Here is a 19,256-nt window from a genome sequence, read left to right as displayed (position 1 = left end):
GACTGGGGGCCGCTTCCGTTGCCGTTCGTGGATAGTCTGTATGTCTGCATGCAAACCTGTCAACCCATCGGCCGCAGGACATGCTGACATGTAGATGGGCGGACTACTTTGGAACCCATGACCGGTGAACCCACCGACGCGCGACCGCTATCAGTCCGCATCGCCGATAGCCTTCGCGGTCGCATCGAGTCCGGCGACCTCGCGCAAGGTGATCAAATCCCAACTCTGGATGCCTTGGCGGCCGAGTTCGGTTGCAGCCTCGCCGCAGTCCGACCCGCGTTGGATCTGCTGCGGCAACAAGGACTGATCATTACGAAACACGGGCGCGGTTCCTTCGTACGCGACGCGTCCACTGAGCGACGGCGGATCACGCGGGGACGTATGGTCATGCGCGACCCCGCGCGGGGTTACGTCTTTCCGGCAGCAGGGCGGCCAGACGAGCCTTGGCAGACCCACGGCCAGCCTCAGGCCGCAGCCGCCACCGCACCTACACCGATTGCCGCAATCCTGAACGTGCCGGCTGGCGCCAAGGTGGTTCGTCGGCGGCGGGTGACCTCGCCGGCCGCGGAGGCTCCTTTCCAGTTGGTCGACACCTGGATTCACCCCGATGGCATTGTGGACGCACCACAGGCTGGTGAGCCGGACACCGGACCAGGTGGTTATCTGGATCGCCTAGAGGAAGTTGGACACGGTCCGATTACGTGGCACGAAGTCTTCCGCGTACGGCAACCGTCGCGGGAAGAAGCACGGCTACTGGAGATCGCGCCCACACTTCCGGTGGTCGAACTGTCTCGAGTCGGGTCATCCGCCAAAACCGGCAAGCCGATCGAGGTCACAGTCTGCGTCATCCCGAGTGATCGGGTTGAGTTCGAGACCGAACTCCAGCGCGACAAGTCAGCAAGATGGCCAACCACACCCGTCATTCGCTCGACGTAGGCCAGGTGGACAACGGCATCCGCTTCGGTCTTGAAATCTTGACCGGGCCTGTGCCAACTTTCCGTACTTGGTCAAGGGCGGCCCTTCGGGCCGCGCAGACAACGCGAAACGGCCGGTACCTCTCGCAGGCACCGGCCGCTCGTGTGATAGAGCCGCCACGGCGTTCGCCGCGACGGCTTGGATATAGAGGATCATCGACTGCCACGCGTGCCCAATCACGTGCCCGATCTACCAGACACCCACGGTCAGACGTGGTCCCGCCGTGATCCTCGCGAGTCCCCCAAACGCCTACGCAGCAGGACGAACGCCTTACCACGAAGGGTCTTCCAAGCTGGCCATGCCGGTTCGATCCCGGTCACCCGCTCCGCCGCTCCCTCCCTGGCCAGGGCGTTGCTCGGGGCAGGGAGGGAGCAGACCCAGCTGATCAACATTGGGCGGCGGGCCATCCACGGGCCGCTAGGCGGGCACGAGAGCCCCCCGCGGCGCCGTCGTCGGGGCGACTCCGGACGTGTGTCGCCCTCCCCTACTATCGTTCCCGACCCGCAACAGGGGTCCAGCAAGTCGCCGGGACTCTGCCCGGCGAGCGGACCATCGCGGCGGCGGCGACGGGACACAGCGCCCCGTGACGTTTGTTCTCCCGGCCCTCGCCGTGCTGCCGCATCCGCCGGTCGGACAGCCGCAGGCCAGCGACGAAGTGGCACCTACGATATTCGAGCACCCAGATCTCTAGGTCAGCCGGGTCGGCGGGGCGCCACCTCGGCCGATGAGTGACGATCGTGTTGGCGGCGGCATGACGCAGTTCGGTCCGCTTGAAGCGGCGTTCGTCCAGGACCCGGGTGATGACGCGGTAGGTCATCGCGGAGCCGAGGTGGCGGACGAGGCGGGCCCAGACCGACAGCGCCCGTTCCAGGCCGGTGCTGGTGACGAGCGCTGCGGCAACCTGGCGAGACCCCGCGGTGCTGTTCGCTTCACCAATCGTGGTGAACACGTCCTCGGCGAGCCTGAATTCGGACAGCTCCCACTGAGCGCCCCGGCGTGCCCGGAAACGGACAATGTCGGCGCGTCCGTCGAAGCCGGGCTTGTCGTCGGGGTCTCCAGGTCCGGACGGTCGGCAATCTCGGACGACAGGAACCCTCCCAGCCCCGGCAGGGTGGCAGCGAGGAAACCCGGGGGCACCCGGACGGGACTCCGCCGGATGCCTCGCCCGGTCGCGGTGACCAGCCATGACCCCCACCTACCCATGGTCTGTCGCGGGTCGGCCCCATGGTCTGTCGCGGGTCGGCGGTCGTCATCCGGGAGCCAGCACGTCGCGGAGATACCGAGGGAAAGCCCCAAGACCGAATTGGTACGGCTCGTCGCCTCGGCCCAGTTCGATCACGCTGGCTCCCTGCGTGAGCGCGGCGGCGGCTGCCTCGGCAAGAAGCTGCTGGCTCGGGCAACAACCAGCGAAGTCCGGGTCAAAGGTGCTCATGTAGAGCAGGTCGGCGGGGCCAAGCCGGAAGTACAGGGCTTGTGCGATGGGGCGGTTCAGGTGCCGGAGCTGGGCCAGCAGGCAGCGCCCGGTCTGGGCGAGCCCGCTCGCGCCGTCGGCCGACAGTGTCTCCCAGGCCGGCATCCGGGCGGTGCCCTCGGCGAGCGTCACGCACGTCGTAAGGTCAGTCACCGGCTGGCCGAAACGGGCTGTAGTCGAAGCGGCCGAAGTAGTCTGGCAGCAGCGTGATGATCTGTTCCTGGCCTGAGAACGCCAGCTCCCGCGCGCGGATCTTGTCTTCCCAACGGGCCGGAGTGGTCCAGATGCGCTGGTCGGAACGCCACTTGGTGGACGTGGACGAACAACAACTCGTCGTCCTCGTGGAACACCAGCCAGCGGTGCTTCTCGTATCCCGGATAGTGGGGGCGAGCGGTCCCACGTCCACCCCCTCCTCCAGAGAGAAGGCCGGGGTCGAGGGGCGGAGTCCCCGTGTCCTGGGCTCGAACCGTGCGACGTTCAGGAAGTATAGAACATTAGCGATGGCGATCATTCCTCCCTGGCGACACTCCTGGTGATGTGTTTTCGTCAGGGTCGGCTGACTCCAGCGGGCCAGATGATGCGGACCAGATGGCCCTGGCAGCGGGCGTACTCGACGACATCGGCTGTTCCGCCGGGTCCCCTGCCAGGCTGCCCGTCCCAGACGGCGATGAGCTGGTCCGATTGATCTACAAGTATGCGACTCGCGTGCATGTGCGCTTGGGAATCGGACTCCCGATAGGACAGCCGATGAACTTTTTCCGCCTGACTGTACAAGTGATCGTAGATTGGATGATGCTCCTCGGGTAGACTGTCACGGTAGGTCTGCGCGGGGACTAAAATGATCAGTTGTCCTCCAAGATCTAGGACGGCTTCAGCGAATAGGGTGTCCGCTCCGTCCGCAAGGCAGCTGATTCCAATGAGGTCGGAATGGCCCAGCTGAGCGAGGAAACTGCGAATCTCCCGGTCTACATGTGTTTCTATCTCCGGAGTTAATCCGCGGTGGCCCGTAATGCCAACACGAGTCATCTTTTACCTCTCAGATATCGAGCGGATCCAGCTCGCGGAGCCGGGCATCGAGCTGTCGAACTGACGCAATCTGTGGTGATGTGGGCAACGCCTGACGGGTCTTCCAGGCTGCGCGTATAACTCGCTGGGAAGTCTTGGTTGATGCGGCTTCGATGGCGGCAAGGGCCTTCGTGGCGCTCTCGTCGTATTCTCGCCGCATCGCGTGTGCATCGGCATGCGCCAGTAGATTGAGGGCGTGCTGCGCGCTGTGAACTTGTGCTCTCGTGGCCAAGGGTGCGGAGTTCAACGCTGTCGTGGGGTCACGGAGATCGACTGCGGCCGCGAGTCGGTAGCCTGCCAGTTTCTCGTCACTGAACCGCATGATCCAGGGCCAGGGAGGAATGTCGTCCCGGCTAATCTGAGCTGTGGCTTCTTGGGCCATGTCGAGGTATCGCCAAGTTTGAGTCTTCTGCTGTGCGACTGCATGGGTCGTGGCAGCTGTCGAGTACAACCAGGCTTTAATGGTCGCATTGGAGTGGAGCCGTAGGGATTCCTGGGCCTGGTCTATAAGGTCCAGTGCACGTTGAGGATTCCCGGATTTAGCGGTGAAGACAGCAGTGCTGCCAAGCATGTAGGCCGGCAGAGTCGGGTGCTGGGACTGCCGGGCCATTCGGACCGCAGCATGGTAATAGCGTTGAGCTGAGCCGATCTCCCATATGTCCCACGCGAGCCATGCGAGGAATCCGAACCCCTCACTTAGGGCCTCGGCGGCGAGCCTTTTTGCTGCTGGGTCACAGGCGCTTTTCTCCACCGCACTAAGGAGACGTAGGTGTTCGACCACGATTCCGGCAAGGTCACGGGCAGGTATTACACCTTCACGACGACGTTGCGAAGTGACCACCGAACGCAACACCGATATCTTCGAAATCGGATCGGTATCGAATGTGGACAGATACGACTCAAGGTGTGTGAGGGTGGTGAGCGCCGCCGCCCCTTGGGTGAGTAGCTCTCTACGTAGCATGGCTGACCACTCGTCCAGGAGATCCAGGTCAGCAGGGAGGTTCCCTGCTGGTGTGGTCGTCGAACGTAGCTCCCGATTCGCATGATCCCCAACTCCCCGAGTCGCCGAGGGGTCGGTGCCGGGCGGGCTGAGGGCCACCGGGGGGATAATCACATCCGTAGGCCGGCTGTGTGTGCGACGCGGGCGGCGAAAGCCCAACGCGGTATCGGTATCCGTCCGCAGGATGGTGCGGAGTGCGGCTCGGTAGTCCACCTGCGGCCAGCGGATAGCACCTCGTTCCAGCTTTCCGATGTAGTGATCGTCTATCGCGGTTGTGCGGCCAGTGGCGCGGAACACCGCTTCGTTGACGAGGTCCGCCAGCTCGACGCGAGACAGCGGCTGGCCGGGTGCGTGCGGTGATTCAATGCGTTCCCGCGCGCCTCGTAGCTGGTGGTTCGGCTCGGTCACGGCCCCTGCTTTCCCGCGGTGCGCATGGGCTGATCGTCTCATGTAGCGGTTGGTCTCCTCATTCTCGGCGCGCTGGTCGTACCGGTCGGGGCGACTATCCCGGCTATCTGCCCCCCTATCGGCCCCTCAACGCTCCCCTCTAACTGTCCTGGATCAGACATGCAGAGTCACGACACGATGCGGTGGCGGCTCCGGCCGGGCTGACATTAGGTCCCCGGCTGCCGCCGCAGCTCGGTGGGCGCGGCATACCTCGGATCCGATGGCCGGGGTCACGCCTGCCGGACGGCTCCGGGCGGAGCTAGGTCGTATCGGGCCACACACCCTGTCCGCTGCTCTGCCCCGGGGCTGTCGCTCCACATTCGTGATCACGGGAGGCTGGATGTCTGGCGGCAATGGGGAGCCGCTGGGCCGGATGATGCCGCTGGCATCGCCGTCCCTCCGCGGCCCTCCTCGGGCAGTGGTGCATCATCGCCGGGTCACTAAGGTGCCGGCGGACACACCGATGGAAAGGAACAGCACTATGAAGAGGATTGCAGCGATGGCTTGGCGGACGCTACGTGGTTCGGTGCAGTGGCGTGTGCTCTGGCTGTGGCATGCAACCTTCATGGTCGGTGTGAGCGGAATCGTGAAGGATGACGAGGGCCGCGTTTTGCTCCTTCGGCATCGCCTGTGGCCAGAGCATCGGCAGTGGGGGCTCCCGACCGGGTACGCAAAGCGGTCGGAGACTTTCGAGGACACGGTTTCCCGGGAGGTTCTGGAGGAAACAGGGCTCACGGTCCGTGTCCGCGACCTGGTCAATCTGGAAAGCGGGTATCGCCTGCGAGTCGAGGTTGCCTACACGGCAGACCTCATCGGAGGAGATATCAACCTCGATTCGTTCGAAGTCCTGGAGGCACAGTGGTTCGCAACGGACCGCCTTCCGGAAGGCCTGCTGGAGTCACACCGAACCCTGATACAGAAAACACGCTGAGCTGGCCGATCCAGAAGTCGTTGACGCCGACATTCCTAGGCCCGAACGAACATGTTTCGGGTGACTCGGAAGACCGTGCCGAGGCGATGCAGCGGCTTGCATTCGTCAGGGCATCCGCGACCTTCACCGGTCACCATCCAAACCTTCACTTCTCGCTCCTGCATTGGGTTGTGGATGGCTGGCATGACCTTCTGTTACGGGAGATTTTCTACGCCGGTTTAGTGATTCTCTCTCGGCGCCTCACGAGCTTCGGTCTACTCGACGCCCTGCCGGTCGACCGGGTATGGGTTGGAATTCTTTCCAGCGACGCTTCTTCTTTCGGCGGCTTCCACTATCCCCGGCAGGGGTACCGGCACGTTCAGTTGGGCGCAGCGGTGACCAGCTACGGCCACCTGGCTGCATCTGGCCAGGAGCATACGACACTAACAGCGCTCGACTTGTTGCGGACGTATGCGCACGACTGTTTGCACTACGGCAGCTTCCGTGTGTATACGCTGCACAACGACGCACTGACCCGCGTTCGTTACGGCCTGAACCGGCGGGGCCTGAACGGATCACCCTACTCGCCCCGTGACCGGCCGGGCTCGCGGACGACTCGCAATCTTGGAATCGTGACGGAAGGCGCTGTTGACCGTGAGGCCCGCGTCATCGTCCGTCAAGTCGCGGCGATGTACAAGCTGAATGCCTGGCGCACCGCGTTCGATGGCCTGGTATTCCGCGACGCTACGGGCCAGCTCTCGGACACCGACCGGGCCAGCCTTGCAGCACTGACGGAGCCTGTCGGTGTCGCAAATCAAGGCAGATACTTGGCCGCTATGGCTTCCTACGAACGAGTGGTGAACGCTCGCTACCAAGCTTTCCTAGACGAAATTGGCGGCAGCGATCAGGAAGAGCTACACGCTGCGATCATCCGAGGAACTCTAAGCGGCGATCAGTCGGAAGTGCATGCCTGGCTGGAGGACCGTCATGGTCCGAACGCCTTCGATCAGCTGTTTCGCGCCAATACGGACTGAAACGTAGTGCCGGAAATTACGATGTGCGCGTCAGGGGGTCCGGTGACTGTCGACCATTTCCGAGATGACCCATTCGGAGACGACGAGGGAGAGGGTGAGAAGTGGTGGTGGGATGATGACGACGGGTACGAGTACAGGCTTGATGCGGATGGTGAAAGTGCGGGAGGTGGTCATTCCGTCGGGAGCGCTGGCACTGGTGGTGCCGGGGGTTCAGGTGGTGGCGCCGTTCGTCGACGCTCGGGTGCTGGCGGAGTACGCACGGGAACGGAGCATTCTGCCTCCGGGCTACCGGGTGCTGCCGGTCGTGGGGCTAGGGCGGATCGCGATCCTGTGATCTCGGTGCAGCGGTCGGGGGCGGGCTCATGACGGCGGTCGTGGCGGCGGGTACGGCGGATCTGGTGCCGGCCGGGGTGAGTTTCTCCGGGTATCCGGTGTGGCTACGTGAGGACGGTGCCGTGTCGGTGGTGGAGGTGTGGGAGGTGCTGTTCCCGGGCTGGATCGTGGCGGGGGAATCCTCCCCGGCCTGACCCGATTCGATGGGACTGCCTCAGCTTTGGTGAGACAGGACACTCGCGACCGCCATCGGGCCCACCATGATCGCGACTCCGTGACCCGCAATGCGACAACGATGATTGTCGGAAAAGATCGCCGTGCAGGTACGATGCCCAGCACGGATAGCCTTTCAAGCTGGCCATGCCGGTTCGATCCCGGTCACCCGCTCCACGTATCCGGCGCGCTGCCGTCAGGCCGACGGCACGAGAGTCGTCAGGCAGAACGGGTGACCCGCCGGGTCGAGGAGCACACGCCACCGGTCCGGGGATGGTTGCTCGTCGGCAGGCCGTGCGCCGAGGGCAATCGCCTGAGCCTGCGCCGCTTCAAGATCCTCGACTGCGAACTCCATGTGCGCCTGCTGCGGGGTAGCGCCCGTGGGCCACGTCGGGGGCCGATGGTCCGGGACCCGTTGCGCTGTGATCCAGACAGTCGGGCCCTTGACCGCGACGAAGTCCTCACTGCTGAAAGCGATCGCGCCACCGGTCAGCTCTGCGTAGAACCGAGCCAACGCATGAGGCTCGGAGCAGTCGAACGAGATCGCCGCCAGGCGTGCAACACCAACCACCGCTTGCGCTCCCCACCAATTGATCATCAGCAGCTGGCCGGCACTGCTTGCAGCCGCTGACACATCCCGTATGACAGGCGTACCAACGATAACGTCAGCAACGTCAGCTGCTGACAGGCAACGCCCAAGGCGGATGGCGGATGGCGGATGGCCCGGATGGCCAGCCCCCGATGGCCCCGGCCGGAGGCGAGACGTTCCGGAGGGCTTCGCTCGGCGGTGCCGGTAACGTCTGGGTGTGAACGCCACCCTCGTCGCCCAGGGCCTGGCTGCCGGATACGGCGGGCGAGCGCTGTTCAGCCAGGTCGATCTGGTGCTCGGCCCAGGCGATGTGATCGGAGTGGTCGGGGCGAACGGCGCGGGCAAGTCCACCCTGCTGCGCATGCTCGCGGGCTTGGCCAGCCCCGAGCACGGCACGGTGGTACGCACCCCGTCGACGGCCTCGGTCGGCTACCTCGCGCAGGAGCCCGATCGCCGTCCCCGCGAGACCGTGCATGGCTTCCTCGCCCGGCGCGCTGACGTGACCGACGCCCGGCGCCGGTTGGATGACGCGGTCGCGGCCCTGTCCCGTCAGGAGCCCGGTTCGGACGACGCCTACTCGACAGCGCTGGACCGCTGGCTCGCGCTGGGGGCCGCCGACTTCGACGAACGCGCGGCGGTGGTGGCGGCCGACATCGGGCTCACGATCGACCTGAACGTGCCGATGACGGCGTTGTCCGGGGGCCAGGCGGCCCGCGCGGGGCTCGCCGCTCTGCTGCTCAGCAGATTTGACGTCTTCCTGCTCGACGAACCGACCAACGACCTCGACCTCGACGGGCTGGCCCGGCTGGAGACGTTCGTCACGGGGCTACGGGCCGCGGTGGCGGTCGTCAGCCATGATCGGGAATTTCTCGCCCGTACCGTCACCGCGGTGCTGGAGCTGGATCTCGCCCAGCAACAGGTCAGCTTCTTCGGCGGCGGCTACCAGGCCTACCTCGACGAACGGGAGGTGGCCCGGCGGCACGCCCGGGAGGCCTATGAGCAGTACGCCGACCGCCGCGGCGCGCTGACCGAACGCGCCCAGACCCAACGGACCTGGATGGACAAGGGCGTGCGAAACGCCCGCCGCAAGTCCACCGACAACGACAAGATCGGGCGAAACCTGCGCGCTGAGACGTCGGAGAAGCAGGCCGCCAAGGTCCGGCAGACCGAACGCCTGATCGAACGCATGGAAGTCGTCCCTGAACCGCGCAAGGAATGGGAGCTGCGGCTGCGGATCGCGGCGGCCCCGCGCTCCGGTGCCGTGGTCGCCGTGCTGACCGACGCGGTCCTACGTCGCGGCAGCTTCACCCTGGGACCGGTGACCGCGCGGCTGGACTGGGGCGACCGGGTGGCCATCACCGGGCCCAACGGAGCCGGGAAGTCGACGCTGCTGGCAGCGATCCTCGGTCACCTGCCGGTCGACGCTGGCCGGGCGTCGCTCGGTTCCGGGGTGCTGGTCGGCGAGGTCGACCAGGCTCGAGCGCTGTTCACCGTCGACGCCCCGGTTCTCGACGTCCTCGCCCGGTTGTTGCCCGAGCTGGTCACCGCCGACCTGCGGACTCTGCTGGCCAAGTTCGGCCTGCGAGCGGATCATATGAAACGGGCGGCCACGACCCTGTCACCCGGCGAACGCACCCGCGCGGCGCTCGCGCTGCTGCAGGCACGCGGGGTCAATCTGTTGGTGCTGGACGAGCCGACGAACCATCTCGACCTCCCCGCGATCGAGCAGCTGGAAGCGGCCTTGGCCGACTACACCGGCACCCTGCTCCTGGTGACCCACGACCGCCGCATGCTCGAGGTGGTCCACACCACGCGTCAGTGGCAGGTCACGGCTGGTCAGGTCATCGAGGGGAGCTGAAGGCGCCGGCCCTGAAAACGCCGGCCGTCGCGGCCCCGGGTCCGCGATCCGTCAGGCACCATCGGATTTACCATGACGCTCGCCGACCAGCTGCCCGCAACTCCGGAGCCCGACGATATCTTCGACGCGTTCACCGCGTGGGCGCAGGGCCAGGGGCTCGCCCTGTACCCCGCGCAGTCCGAGGCGCTCATCGAGGTGGTCTCCGGTTCCAACGTCATCCTGACCACCCCGACCGGGTCCGGCAAGAGCCTCGTGGCCACCGGCGCCCATTTCACCGCGATGGCCCGCAAACAGCGCAGCTTCTACACCGCGCCCATCAAAGCGCTGGTGTCGGAAAAGTTCTTCGCGCTGTGCGCCACGCTCGGGACGGAACGCGTCGGGATGATGACCGGGGACGCCGCTGTCAACGAGGACGCTCCCGTCATCTGCTGCACCGCCGAGATCCTGGCCAACATCGCCCTGCGGGACGGTGCCGACGCCGACGTCGGCCAGGTCGTGATGGACGAGTTCCACTTCTACGCCGACCCCGACCGGGGCTGGGCATGGCAGGTGCCGCTGCTGGAGCTGCCCCGCACGCAGTTCATCCTCATGTCGGCGACCCTGGGTGACGTAAGCCGGTTCGAAACGGACCTCACCCGCCGGACCGGCCGTCCCACCGCGGTCGTCCGCTCCGCCGTGCGCCCGGTGCCACTGTTCCACCACTACGTGACCACCCCGCTGCACGAGACGCTCGAAGAGCTTCTGAACACCCACCAGGCGCCTGTCTACGTCGTTCACTTCACCCAGGCGTCGGCGCTGGAACGGGCGCAGTCACTCATGAGCATCAACGTGTGCACCCGGGCGGAGAAGGACGCCATCGCCGAGATGATCGGCGGGTTCCGGTTCACCGCGGGGTTCGGCAAGACCCTGTCCCGCCTGGTCCGCCACGGCATCGGTGTCCACCACGCCGGCATGCTCCCCAAGTACCGGCGGCTGGTGGAGCTGCTCGCCCAGGCCGGGCTACTGAAGATCATATGTGGTACCGACACGCTCGGCGTGGGGATCAACGTACCGATCCGCACGGTCGTGTTCACCGCGCTGTCCAAGTACGACGGAACCCGGACCCGCCACCTGAGCGCCCGGGAGTTCCACCAGATCGCCGGCCGGGCCGGCCGGGCCGGTTATGACACGGTCGGCACCGTCGTGGTGCAGGCGCCCGAGCACACAGTGGAGAACGAACGCGCCCTGGCCAAGGCCGGCGACGACCCGAAGAAACGGCGAAAGATCGTCCGTAAGAAGCCGCCGGAGGGGTTCGTCTCCTGGGGCGTACCGACGTTCGAACGGCTCGTGGCCGCCGAGCCCGAGCCCCTGACGTCGAGTTTCACCGTCAGCCACTCGATGCTGCTCAACGTCATCAACCGTCCTGGCGACGCCTTCGCCGGCATGCGGCACCTGCTCACCGACAACCACGAGCAGCGTCCGGCGCAACGCCACCACATCCGCCGGGCCATCGCCATCTACCGGGCGTTGCTCGCCGCTGGCATCGTCGAGAAACTCGCCATCCCGGACGAGACGGGACGCACTGTGCAGATCACCGTCGACCTGCAACTCGACTTCGCTCTCAATCAGCCCTTGTCGCCCTTTGCGCTCGCCTCGCTCGAGCTGCTCGACCGGGGCTCGCCGAGCTATCCGCTGGATGTTCTATCGATCATCGAGGCCACGCTGGACAATCCACGCCAGGTCCTTTCCGCGCAACAGTTCAAGGCCCGCGGTGAAGCCGTCGCCCAGATGAAGGCGGACGGCGTCGAGTACGAGCGTCGCCTTGAGCTGCTCGACGCCGTCACCTACCCCAAGCCGCTGGACGAGTTCCTCGGTGCCGCGTTCGCGATATACCGGCGTGGCCATCCCTGGGTTGACGATCACGAGCTCGCGCCCAAATCGGTGGCCCGGGACATGTACGAGCGAGCCATGACCTTCGTCGAGTACATCGGCTTCTACGGCTTGGCCCGCTCCGAGGGGCTGCTCCTGCGCTACCTGGCCGACGCCTTCAAGGCCCTGCGGCAGACGGTGCCCGAGGACGCCCGGACCGAGGAGCTCACCGATCTGACCGAATGGCTGGGCGAGCTGGTCCGGCAGGTCGACTCGAGCCTGTTCGACGAGTGGGAGCAGCTGCGCAACCCGACGCCGGACGCGCCTTCGGCGCGGATCGACGAACGGCCACCCGCGGTGACGACCAACATCCGCGCGTTCCGGGTCCTCGTCCGCAACGCGCTGTTCCGCCGGGTGGAGCTGGCCGCGCTGCGCCGCTACGACGATCTCGGCGCGCTCGACGCCGACGCGGGCTGGGACCGTGACCGGTGGGCACAGGCCCTCCAGCCGTACTTCGACCTGCACGGCGAGATCGGCACCGGACCCGACGCCCGCGGACCGGGACTCCTCATCATCAACACCGAGCCGGGACGCTGGACGCTTCGGCAGATCTTCGACGATCCGGCCGGCGACCACGACTGGGGCATCAGCGCCGAGGTGGACCTTGCCGCCTCGGACGAAGCCGGCGCCGCCGTGCTGCACGTCACCGCCGTCGATCAGCTGTAGGGCGGGCGGATGACCGCGACCGGGCAGAGCGCGTAGCGGACACACTGATCGCTCACGGAGCCGAGGAGAAGCTCAGCGAAGCCCCCGTGCCCGCGGGCGCCCGTCACCAGCAGCTGCGAGGTCGTGGACTCCAGCAGCAGGGCACGGGCGGCCGAGTCGACGACCACCTCGCTGCTGACGCACAGCCGTGGTGAAACGTCCCGCAGCCCCTTGGCGAGCGCATCGTCGAGCACATCGTTTGCCTGATCGACAAGAGCTCGGCCGGACGAGGCGAGAAACTCCGGATAGGGCGTGGACGCCACCTCCAGCGCGTGTATCACCCGTAGCGGTACATCACGGTATGTCGCCGCACGGGCCGCCCACGCCAGCGCGGCCAGCGACGATGGCGAACCGTCCACACCGACAGCCACCGGCCGGCGGTCGCCGGGCACACCGAAGCCCCGCCCCCGCACGACGACGGCCGGAACCGCGCCGTGCTGGACGACCGCCTGGCCCACCGACCCGCGGGGAGAGCAATGGAGCAGGCCATGATCGCACGAGCCCACGACCAGCATCGGCGCGTGCTTCGACGCCGCCAGCAAGGCGATCACCGCGGGCTCGTGGACCACCCGCCGGACTACCGCGGGAGGTGGCTGGCAGGCCGGGAGCCGAGCAACCGCCGAGTCGAGAACCGCAGCCGCCGTCGCGGTCAACCCATCACGATCAGTAACGTACGCTTGCCGGTGAACGGTCCTGGGCTGGCCGTCCGCGGTCCATGCCAGCACGGCGGTCACAGAGCGCCGATGCATGGCCGCGGTATGCCAGGCCCATCGCAGTGCCTCGACAGAACCCGGCGAGCCGTCCACCCCGGCAACGATCCCTGGCCGCGCGAAGATACTACCGTCTGTCATTGCCGTCCTCCCCACACCGCTCTGGGCGCCGCTCGCTTTGATCATTACGCTGAGGGCGCCCGGGTGCGGGGAGCATCCGGACACAGTGGCGCAGACGTCTGCTGGAAACGCCTGCCTCGGCTGCCCGGCACGGCTGCCCGGCACGGCTGTCTGGCGGCGGATGCCTGGCACGGCCACGCGGAAGCACCGGCGGGGCACTGGTCACAATCGCGGCGTCAGGCTCCGGCGGGGGCCCCTGCCCGGAGAGGAGGGTGGTCGCGTTACCCGGACGCGCTCGAGGTGGACGCGCGCAGCATCGCCCGGACCCGCATGAGCGCGAAACCAAGAAGATTGCGTCCCGGCCAGGCTGACGGAGCCTGCGCACGGGCGTCGTCAGCGGCCAAGCCGATCCCCCACACCCGGTCCAGCGGACTCGCCTCCACCAGTACCCGCTCGCCGGTACCGAGCAGATAATTACGCAACGGCGGATGCTGGTCGAACTTCGCGGCGTTGCCCTGGACCACGATGTCGAAGGAGCACTCGCTCCACACCGCCTCATCGAAACCGCGGACCTGCCGGCCGTGCTTTTTCGCGGCTGCCGGATCAGCTGCGGCGAGAACCGCCCGTGCCGCGGCCATGTCGCCGAACAGCCGGGCCTTGCGCTCCATCATGAAATGCTCAGCCGTCGGATAACGCAGACCGTCCACAGTGAACGCGGAGGGCCACCATTGGCTCAGGCAGCCCACGCCGACGCCACGGCCGCTGCCCCGCGGTGGATGGTGCCCCCAGAAAAACAGGAGATCCAGCGCGTACCCGGCCTGTTCCAGCAGGACCAGATCCTCGACCTGGGAGGCGTTCGCCGGCGTGGTCACGGCCTGATGGTCGCACGAGTCGCCTCTCCTTCAACGGCATTCCCACCAGTCGGACCACCCCTGCCCTCAACCGGCCGGGACGGTGCTTCAGCTGGCCGGGGCCGCGTTTCAGCCGGCCGGGACGGTGACCGCCGATCGCGTTGAACCGACGAACGCCGCGCGGGACGCCCGGCGCAACGTTGCGGTACCGGCGGTAGGAAGAGGGCTACGATCTGCAAGTCGCATGACAACTGCATCGGTGAGACCTTTGTCAGAAGGACCCTTGCCCGTATGGAAAATCTTTGCTATATGGTCCTTGTTACGGACCTGTCATCGTGCGCATGTGTCATTGACCCAGTCGGCGAGCCGCCCTCTCAGGCTGATCTCCCCCGGGTTCCGCGAGACACGATCAGCAAGATCACGGATGTCCCCGTCCGGTGCGAGATCACGTACGACCAGAGCCGCCAAGCGGGCCGTCTGCGCGCTCGCACGGATGTCGGCGGACCGCGCGTCGATCTGAGCACAGACCGCGCTGGTACCAGCCAGCCTCGTCTCCTGCGACACCGAGCCACAACCGACGAGCCCGACAAGCCCGACAAGCCCGGTGGCGACCGCCACCGTCGCCACCGGCCGCAGCATCGGTAAGAGCCTGTCGCGAGCCACGGGCAGCCCCCTCTCCGGGTGTTCCGCGCGCCGCCTGCATCCGCCCGCGGTATCCCGGTGACGGTATCCGCCCGCAACGCCGCATCCAACGCGACCGCGCCGATTCACAACAGTCCGGTTGAGGACACCGCCTCGGCCGAGGGCGGCACGAGCCGGCTAACGTCGGGTGGTGCGAGTAGCGACGTGGAATATCAACTCGGCGAAGGCGCGGCAGGCGCGTCTGATCGAATGGTTGGACCGGGTCCAGCCGGACGTGGTCTGCCTACAGGAGACCAAGCTTTCCGACGACGCCTTCCTGGAGCTCTTCGATGAAGATCTCTTCCGGCGCGGCTACACCGTCGCACATCACGGGGAGGGCCGATGGAACGGCGTCGCGATCTTCTCGCGAGTCGGCCTGGGCGACACCGAGCGGGGACTCGCCGACGCTCCCGGCTTTCCCGGGCCAGAACCGCGGGCGCTGGCCGCGACCTGCGGCGGCATCCGAGTCTGGTCGCTTTATGTGCCAAACGGCCGGGCAGTGGACGATCCGCACTATACCTATAAGATCAATTGGCTCGCCGCGCTACGGGTATGCGTGGAAAAAGCCCTGACGACCACGCCGGTACTCGCCTGCGGTGACTTCAACATCGCTCCCACCGACGCCGACGTATGGGACCCGGCCGACTTCGTCGGCGCCACCCACGTCACCGAGGCCGAGCGACAGGCCCTGCGGGAGCTCACCGCCCTCGGTCTGGTGGACGTCACGCGTGAACGGTGGCCGGACGAACAGATCTTCACCTACTGGGACTACCGGTCGCTGATGTTCCCGAAGAACAAGGGAATGCGCATCGACCTCGCTCTTGCCAGCGGTCCGGTCGCCGAGCGGGTGCGAGCGGTCTGGGTTGACCGGCAGACCCGCAAGGGCACAGGCGCATCCGACCACGCACCGGTGGTCGTCGACATTGACGAGGCACCGGATGGGGACATCGGCCCGATGGTCCCGCCGCCCTCCCCGCCCTCCCCGCGCGCGCAGCGCCGCCGGCTGACCGGCTGACCGGCAATAGGGGTGTGGAGAAACGCGAAGAGGAAGTCCCGAGCGCGACGGCGAACTCGGCCTGGGTCAGGCCGCTGTCAGCCAGGCCACGACCTCGCGTGGCGCGGTCAAGGGCCATCAGGCACCCCCTTGATACGTCCGTGGGTGGGTGGGCCGGCCGGACACGGCACAGGTCGACGACACCGATGAACGGCGCGCGGCGGTGCGGTTATCGTGCGTCCGCGTAACTGACATTGACGGTGGTGAAGCCCACCGCGCTGAACAGGCCCCGCAACATTCCGGTGGTGTTCCGTTCGGCCAGGGTCAGGACGGAACCATCGGTCTTCGCCGCCTGAGTCATCCTGTCCGCGGTTATCACATAAAGTTGGCGATCGTCACTGGCGCTGCCGCTGAGAAAGCCGCCGATCCGGTCCAGCACGCCTTTCTGCCGGGCGACGACATAACTGTGTTCCGGATCAACTTTCGGTTCCGACAGAGTCGGTACCGGCAACCGGACGGACACCGTCCGTCGGTCTTCGGAGACTGTCACCGCATTCTTGTCGATCTTTCCGAAATCAACGACGGCGTCGACGCTGCCGACGCCTACGAACAAAGTCCGCTCGCCCCGCAAAGCGGCTGGTATGAACTTGGTCTCGTCCGCCAGATCGACAACGACCTCGAAATGGGCGCTGGCCGCGTGGTAGTCACTGAGATCGGTCAGGGAACGCAGCACCGCGGGCGGGCTACGGTCGATCGTTTCCCGGCCGAACGGGTTTGTCAGCGACGGCCGCCAGCCGCTGACAAAGCCGATTCCAGCGAACACCAGTACCGCACCGACAAGGACAAGAAACAACCGCGTGATACGCGGGCGGACCCGCAGCAGCGCGACGGCACCGGACATAATGCCGGATCTTTCACTCATGACCGCTGATGTACCCAGAAACGCCCATCGTCACGCACCGACGGCCGGACGATGATCCAAACCCGGCCAGGGGATGCACGATCACGGCTCCAGCCGCGCCTGGCGGCCCTTGGGGGGACTTGAGGCGACTTGAGGGGACTTGAGGCGACTCGGTCACGGAGCGGTCCCGATCGGCCCGGAGCGCTCGGACCGCGACCGAGCGGTGGGGACGAGGCCCTGGCCGTCGCTGGACCGGCTCGTGTCCGTCCGCGCCAGAATGATCGCGGTACGGTCGTCACTCGGACGCCCAGGCGCATGCGCGCGAACCGCTTCGAAAACCGCGTCCAATAACTCGTGAGGACGTCGTGACCGGGCCCGCAGGATCTCCGCGACAAGCCTGTCCTCACCGAACTGCTCACCGCTTGCGTTGCGGGCTTCGGTCAGGCCATCAGTGTAGATGAACAAGGCGTCGCCGGGCCGCAGCCGCAGGGTCGCGGTCGCCCAGGCGCCAGGAGCGGCCAACAGGCTGGATACCAGTGGCCCGGTGGCGGTGAGCGCGACGACAGCCGCGGTCGGTTCCGCGGTCGACGGAGCCGACCAGATCTCCCCGGATCTGCCGGGGCGAGCAACGGGTCGGCCGGTCCGGCCTTGCCGGTCCGGCGGGCAGCCCGCATCGGGCCGGGGCTCCGGTGACTCCGCGCGGGCCTCCCCACTCGGTTGCGCCGATGCGGCCGGAACCCCGGCTGCGGCGAACCGCTCTGGCGACGGGCCCGAGCGGCGCAGCAGCAGCCCCTGCGGATGGCCTGCGTTGGCATATTCGACCGTCCCGCTCGCCGGGTCGACCACAGCGACCACGGCAGTGGCGAAGACCTCGTCTGTCTCGCCCAGATTGTCCACGACCCATTCGATGGCCGCGCCGGGGTCGGACACCCCTCCGGTCAGCGCCGCGCCCAGCAGCTGTTTGAGCCGCAACGCGTACACACCAGCCGCCGACCCGTGACCGGAGACATCGCCGACGACCACACCGACCCGGCCGCCGGGCAGGTCGACCGAATCGAACCAGTCACCCGCCAGCTCCCCCTCAGCCGGATCAACCCGCCCGCGCACGATCAGCCCGGACGCGTGCAGGGTGGACGGGGTAAGGGCGTCACGCAGGGCGACTACAGCGGGCCCCTCCTGGGCAAGCGCCTCCCAGAGCCGGTCGTTCTGCCGGACAAGGCGCACCAGCTGTGCCCGCATCGCGTCCACGTTGCCGGCGAGCTCGACAAGCTCCTTGGGGCCGACCGCGGGAACGCGGGTGTCGTAACGTCCCGCGGCGACCGCGTTGACCGCGCGGCGCAACGAGGCGATCGGCCGCAGCAACCAGCGACGCACCACAACGCTCAGCGTGACCACGATCACCGCAACCAGGAACACCGCGGTGCCCAGTGAGCTGAGCAGCAGATCCTGAGCACCGGCAACCCGGCCAACGGTGGATATCTGCTCCCGGGAAATCATGATCTCCAGATTGGTCACATCGGTGCGCAGCGCGCTCAGCCGAGTCCGAGCCATCACGGACTTCTCGACGTCACGGGCAGCCACCACAGCGCCGCCGCTCATAGCCGCCAGCTCCGGCCGCGCCACCTCCGAAAGCCATGCCTCATGTGCTCGAGTGACCTTGTGCAACTGGATGATCAGCGTAGCCCGGTCACCCAGCAGCGCTTCCAGCCGCGCATAGTGCACCGGGATCAGCTTGCCGGCCTCGTCGAAGGAGTCGAGGAAGGAGCGGTCCTCGGTGATCAGATAGCCGCGAACGCTGCTCTCCTGGTCGACGTAGTCGGCGAGGAGCATGGCCGCGGTGGTCGCGGCGGGGTCCAACCGGTTGCCCCGCTCGGCCGTGGCGTGGTCGGCCCGCACCGCTGAGTAGACCGCAACCCCGAGTGTCGCGATGCCTACGACCAGGGCCAGGGCCACCATCATCCGGATGCCCCGGCGCAGACCCGCGACCTCGGCCACGGTGACTCCCTTCGCTCCCTCGGAACCCTCGCCACCTGGATGCCGGGCTCGAAGCATTCTCGCCCAGCACGATGACGGCGCCGCGCGCAGCCGGACGCTCCTGACGGGTGACGAACCTCCCACTGGACGGGCCGGCCGCCCACCGGTCGTGCCCAGGGCGGGCTGGGTGGCGCCTTCCTCAGGGAGAGTTAATGATCGCCGTTGTTCACAACACTTCTCCATCCGTTACGCTCTGCCTGGTCAACGCTTACCAGCTGGGAGGCGATGCCACACGAATCCGACACCGGCAGCCAGCCCCGGCGGCCCAGCCAGCGTCGGCAGCCAACCAGTGTGGGGAAGCAACCAGCGCGGGGAAGCGAGGAGGCAATCACGTAATGACGGCGGAGACTCCGGCGAGGCCACCGCGGGTGCGAACAAAATCACGACGGCAGGCTCGCGCGGACCTGCCGCAGCCACCGGCCGACGCCGCCATCTGGAGCCAGGGGCTCACCAGGCA

General features: G+C 66.8%; 18 protein-coding genes. 8 read left to right on the top strand and 10 right to left on the bottom strand.

The window, feature by feature from the left end:
• The first annotated feature begins 117 nt into the window (after positions 1 to 117).
• Positions 118 to 936 carry a GntR family transcriptional regulator gene (locus MJ777_RS12565; RefSeq protein WP_239376254.1) on the top strand — a complete coding sequence of 273 codons (819 nt, stop codon included), beginning with the start codon at positions 118 to 120 and terminating at the stop codon, positions 934 to 936.
• A gap of 526 nt (positions 937 to 1,462) precedes the next feature.
• Here MJ777_RS12565 and MJ777_RS12560 read toward each other — a convergent pair.
• From MJ777_RS12560 to MJ777_RS12545, 4 genes are all read right to left on the bottom strand, one after another.
• Entirely contained in the window at positions 1,463 to 2,161 is a 699-nt protein-coding gene (locus MJ777_RS12560; RefSeq protein WP_239376252.1) for a hypothetical protein, read from the bottom strand.
• A 63-nt stretch (positions 2,162 to 2,224) separates the two neighbouring features.
• The gene (locus MJ777_RS12555) at positions 2,225 to 2,599 is read right to left on the bottom strand and encodes a GNAT family N-acetyltransferase (protein WP_239313599.1); all 375 of its coding nucleotides are present in this window, start codon (positions 2,597 to 2,599) and stop codon (positions 2,225 to 2,227) included.
• Entirely contained in the window at positions 2,592 to 2,852 is a 261-nt protein-coding gene (locus MJ777_RS12550; protein ID WP_239313597.1) for a hypothetical protein, read from the bottom strand. Before MJ777_RS12550 ends, MJ777_RS12555 begins: the two co-directional genes overlap by 8 nt.
• A gap of 630 nt (positions 2,853 to 3,482) precedes the next feature.
• Positions 3,483 to 4,919: a hypothetical protein gene (locus tag MJ777_RS12545; protein ID WP_239376251.1), complete on the bottom strand. Its 1,437-nt coding sequence runs from the start codon at positions 4,917 to 4,919 to the stop codon at positions 3,483 to 3,485.
• A gap of 520 nt (positions 4,920 to 5,439) precedes the next feature.
• On the opposite strand from MJ777_RS12545, the gene MJ777_RS12540 reads away from it, so the two are divergent.
• The 4 genes from MJ777_RS12540 (at position 5,440) to MJ777_RS12525 (ending at position 7,429) form a co-directional block, all read left to right on the top strand.
• Positions 5,440 to 5,889, top strand: a complete 450-nt coding sequence (locus tag MJ777_RS12540; RefSeq protein WP_239376249.1) for an NUDIX domain-containing protein — start codon at positions 5,440 to 5,442, stop codon at positions 5,887 to 5,889.
• A gap of 20 nt (positions 5,890 to 5,909) precedes the next feature.
• Complete coding sequence (locus MJ777_RS12535; RefSeq protein ID WP_239376247.1) at positions 5,910 to 6,902, top strand: hypothetical protein; 993 nt, start codon at positions 5,910 to 5,912, stop codon at positions 6,900 to 6,902.
• A gap of 157 nt (positions 6,903 to 7,059) precedes the next feature.
• Positions 7,060 to 7,236: a hypothetical protein gene (locus tag MJ777_RS12530; protein WP_370651589.1), complete on the top strand. Its 177-nt coding sequence runs from the start codon at positions 7,060 to 7,062 to the stop codon at positions 7,234 to 7,236.
• Between the two features lie 28 nt (positions 7,237 to 7,264).
• Positions 7,265 to 7,429, top strand: coding sequence for a hypothetical protein (locus MJ777_RS12525; RefSeq protein WP_239310109.1), 165 nt, complete (start codon positions 7,265 to 7,267; stop codon positions 7,427 to 7,429).
• A gap of 215 nt (positions 7,430 to 7,644) precedes the next feature.
• Here MJ777_RS12525 and MJ777_RS12520 read toward each other — a convergent pair whose 3' ends face one another.
• A complete protein-coding gene (locus MJ777_RS12520) occupies positions 7,645 to 8,019 on the bottom strand; it encodes a VOC family protein (RefSeq protein ID WP_239376245.1) in 375 nt (124 codons plus the stop codon).
• A 235-nt stretch (positions 8,020 to 8,254) separates the two neighbouring features.
• Here MJ777_RS12520 and MJ777_RS12515 point away from each other — a divergent pair, with 235 nt between their 5' ends.
• Both MJ777_RS12515 and MJ777_RS12510 read left to right on the top strand, forming a co-directional pair.
• Complete coding sequence (locus tag MJ777_RS12515; protein WP_239310107.1) at positions 8,255 to 9,895, top strand: ABC-F family ATP-binding cassette domain-containing protein; 1,641 nt, start codon at positions 8,255 to 8,257, stop codon at positions 9,893 to 9,895.
• A gap of 72 nt (positions 9,896 to 9,967) precedes the next feature.
• The gene (locus tag MJ777_RS12510) at positions 9,968 to 12,469 is read left to right on the top strand and encodes an RNA helicase (protein ID WP_239376243.1); all 2,502 of its coding nucleotides are present in this window, start codon (positions 9,968 to 9,970) and stop codon (positions 12,467 to 12,469) included.
• Here MJ777_RS12510 and MJ777_RS12505 read toward each other — a convergent pair.
• The 3 genes from MJ777_RS12505 to MJ777_RS12495 form a co-directional block, all read right to left on the bottom strand.
• Positions 12,460 to 13,359, bottom strand: coding sequence for a universal stress protein (locus MJ777_RS12505; protein ID WP_239376241.1), 900 nt, complete (start codon positions 13,357 to 13,359; stop codon positions 12,460 to 12,462). The genes MJ777_RS12510 and MJ777_RS12505 overlap by 10 nt on opposite strands.
• A 260-nt stretch (positions 13,360 to 13,619) precedes the next feature.
• Positions 13,620 to 14,210 (bottom strand): NADAR family protein, encoded by a 591-nt coding sequence (locus tag MJ777_RS12500; RefSeq protein WP_239376239.1) that lies wholly within the window; start codon positions 14,208 to 14,210, stop codon positions 13,620 to 13,622.
• A gap of 309 nt (positions 14,211 to 14,519) precedes the next feature.
• Positions 14,520 to 14,852: a hypothetical protein gene (locus tag MJ777_RS12495; RefSeq protein ID WP_239376237.1), complete on the bottom strand. Its 333-nt coding sequence runs from the start codon at positions 14,850 to 14,852 to the stop codon at positions 14,520 to 14,522.
• Positions 14,853 to 15,021: 169 nt separating this feature from the next.
• On the opposite strand from MJ777_RS12495, the gene MJ777_RS12490 reads away from it, so the two are divergent.
• The gene (locus tag MJ777_RS12490) at positions 15,022 to 15,885 is read left to right on the top strand and encodes an exodeoxyribonuclease III (RefSeq protein WP_239376235.1); all 864 of its coding nucleotides are present in this window, start codon (positions 15,022 to 15,024) and stop codon (positions 15,883 to 15,885) included.
• 208 nt (positions 15,886 to 16,093) lie between these two features.
• On the opposite strand, the gene MJ777_RS12485 is transcribed toward MJ777_RS12490, so the two are convergent.
• Positions 16,094 to 16,786: a DUF4230 domain-containing protein gene (locus tag MJ777_RS12485; protein WP_239310101.1), complete on the bottom strand. Its 693-nt coding sequence runs from the start codon at positions 16,784 to 16,786 to the stop codon at positions 16,094 to 16,096.
• Between the two features lie 153 nt (positions 16,787 to 16,939).
• Positions 16,940 to 18,760: a SpoIIE family protein phosphatase gene (locus tag MJ777_RS12480; RefSeq protein WP_239376233.1), complete on the bottom strand. Its 1,821-nt coding sequence runs from the start codon at positions 18,758 to 18,760 to the stop codon at positions 16,940 to 16,942.
• Positions 18,761 to 19,256 lie beyond the last annotated feature (496 nt).

Source organism: Protofrankia sp. Cj5 (assembly GCF_917627405.1).
In the GTDB taxonomy this organism is placed as follows: domain Bacteria; phylum Actinomycetota; class Actinomycetes; order Frankiales; family Frankiaceae; genus Protofrankia.
The sequence above is the reverse complement of the archived record's forward strand: the minus strand, read 5'-3'. Positions and strand labels throughout refer to the sequence as shown.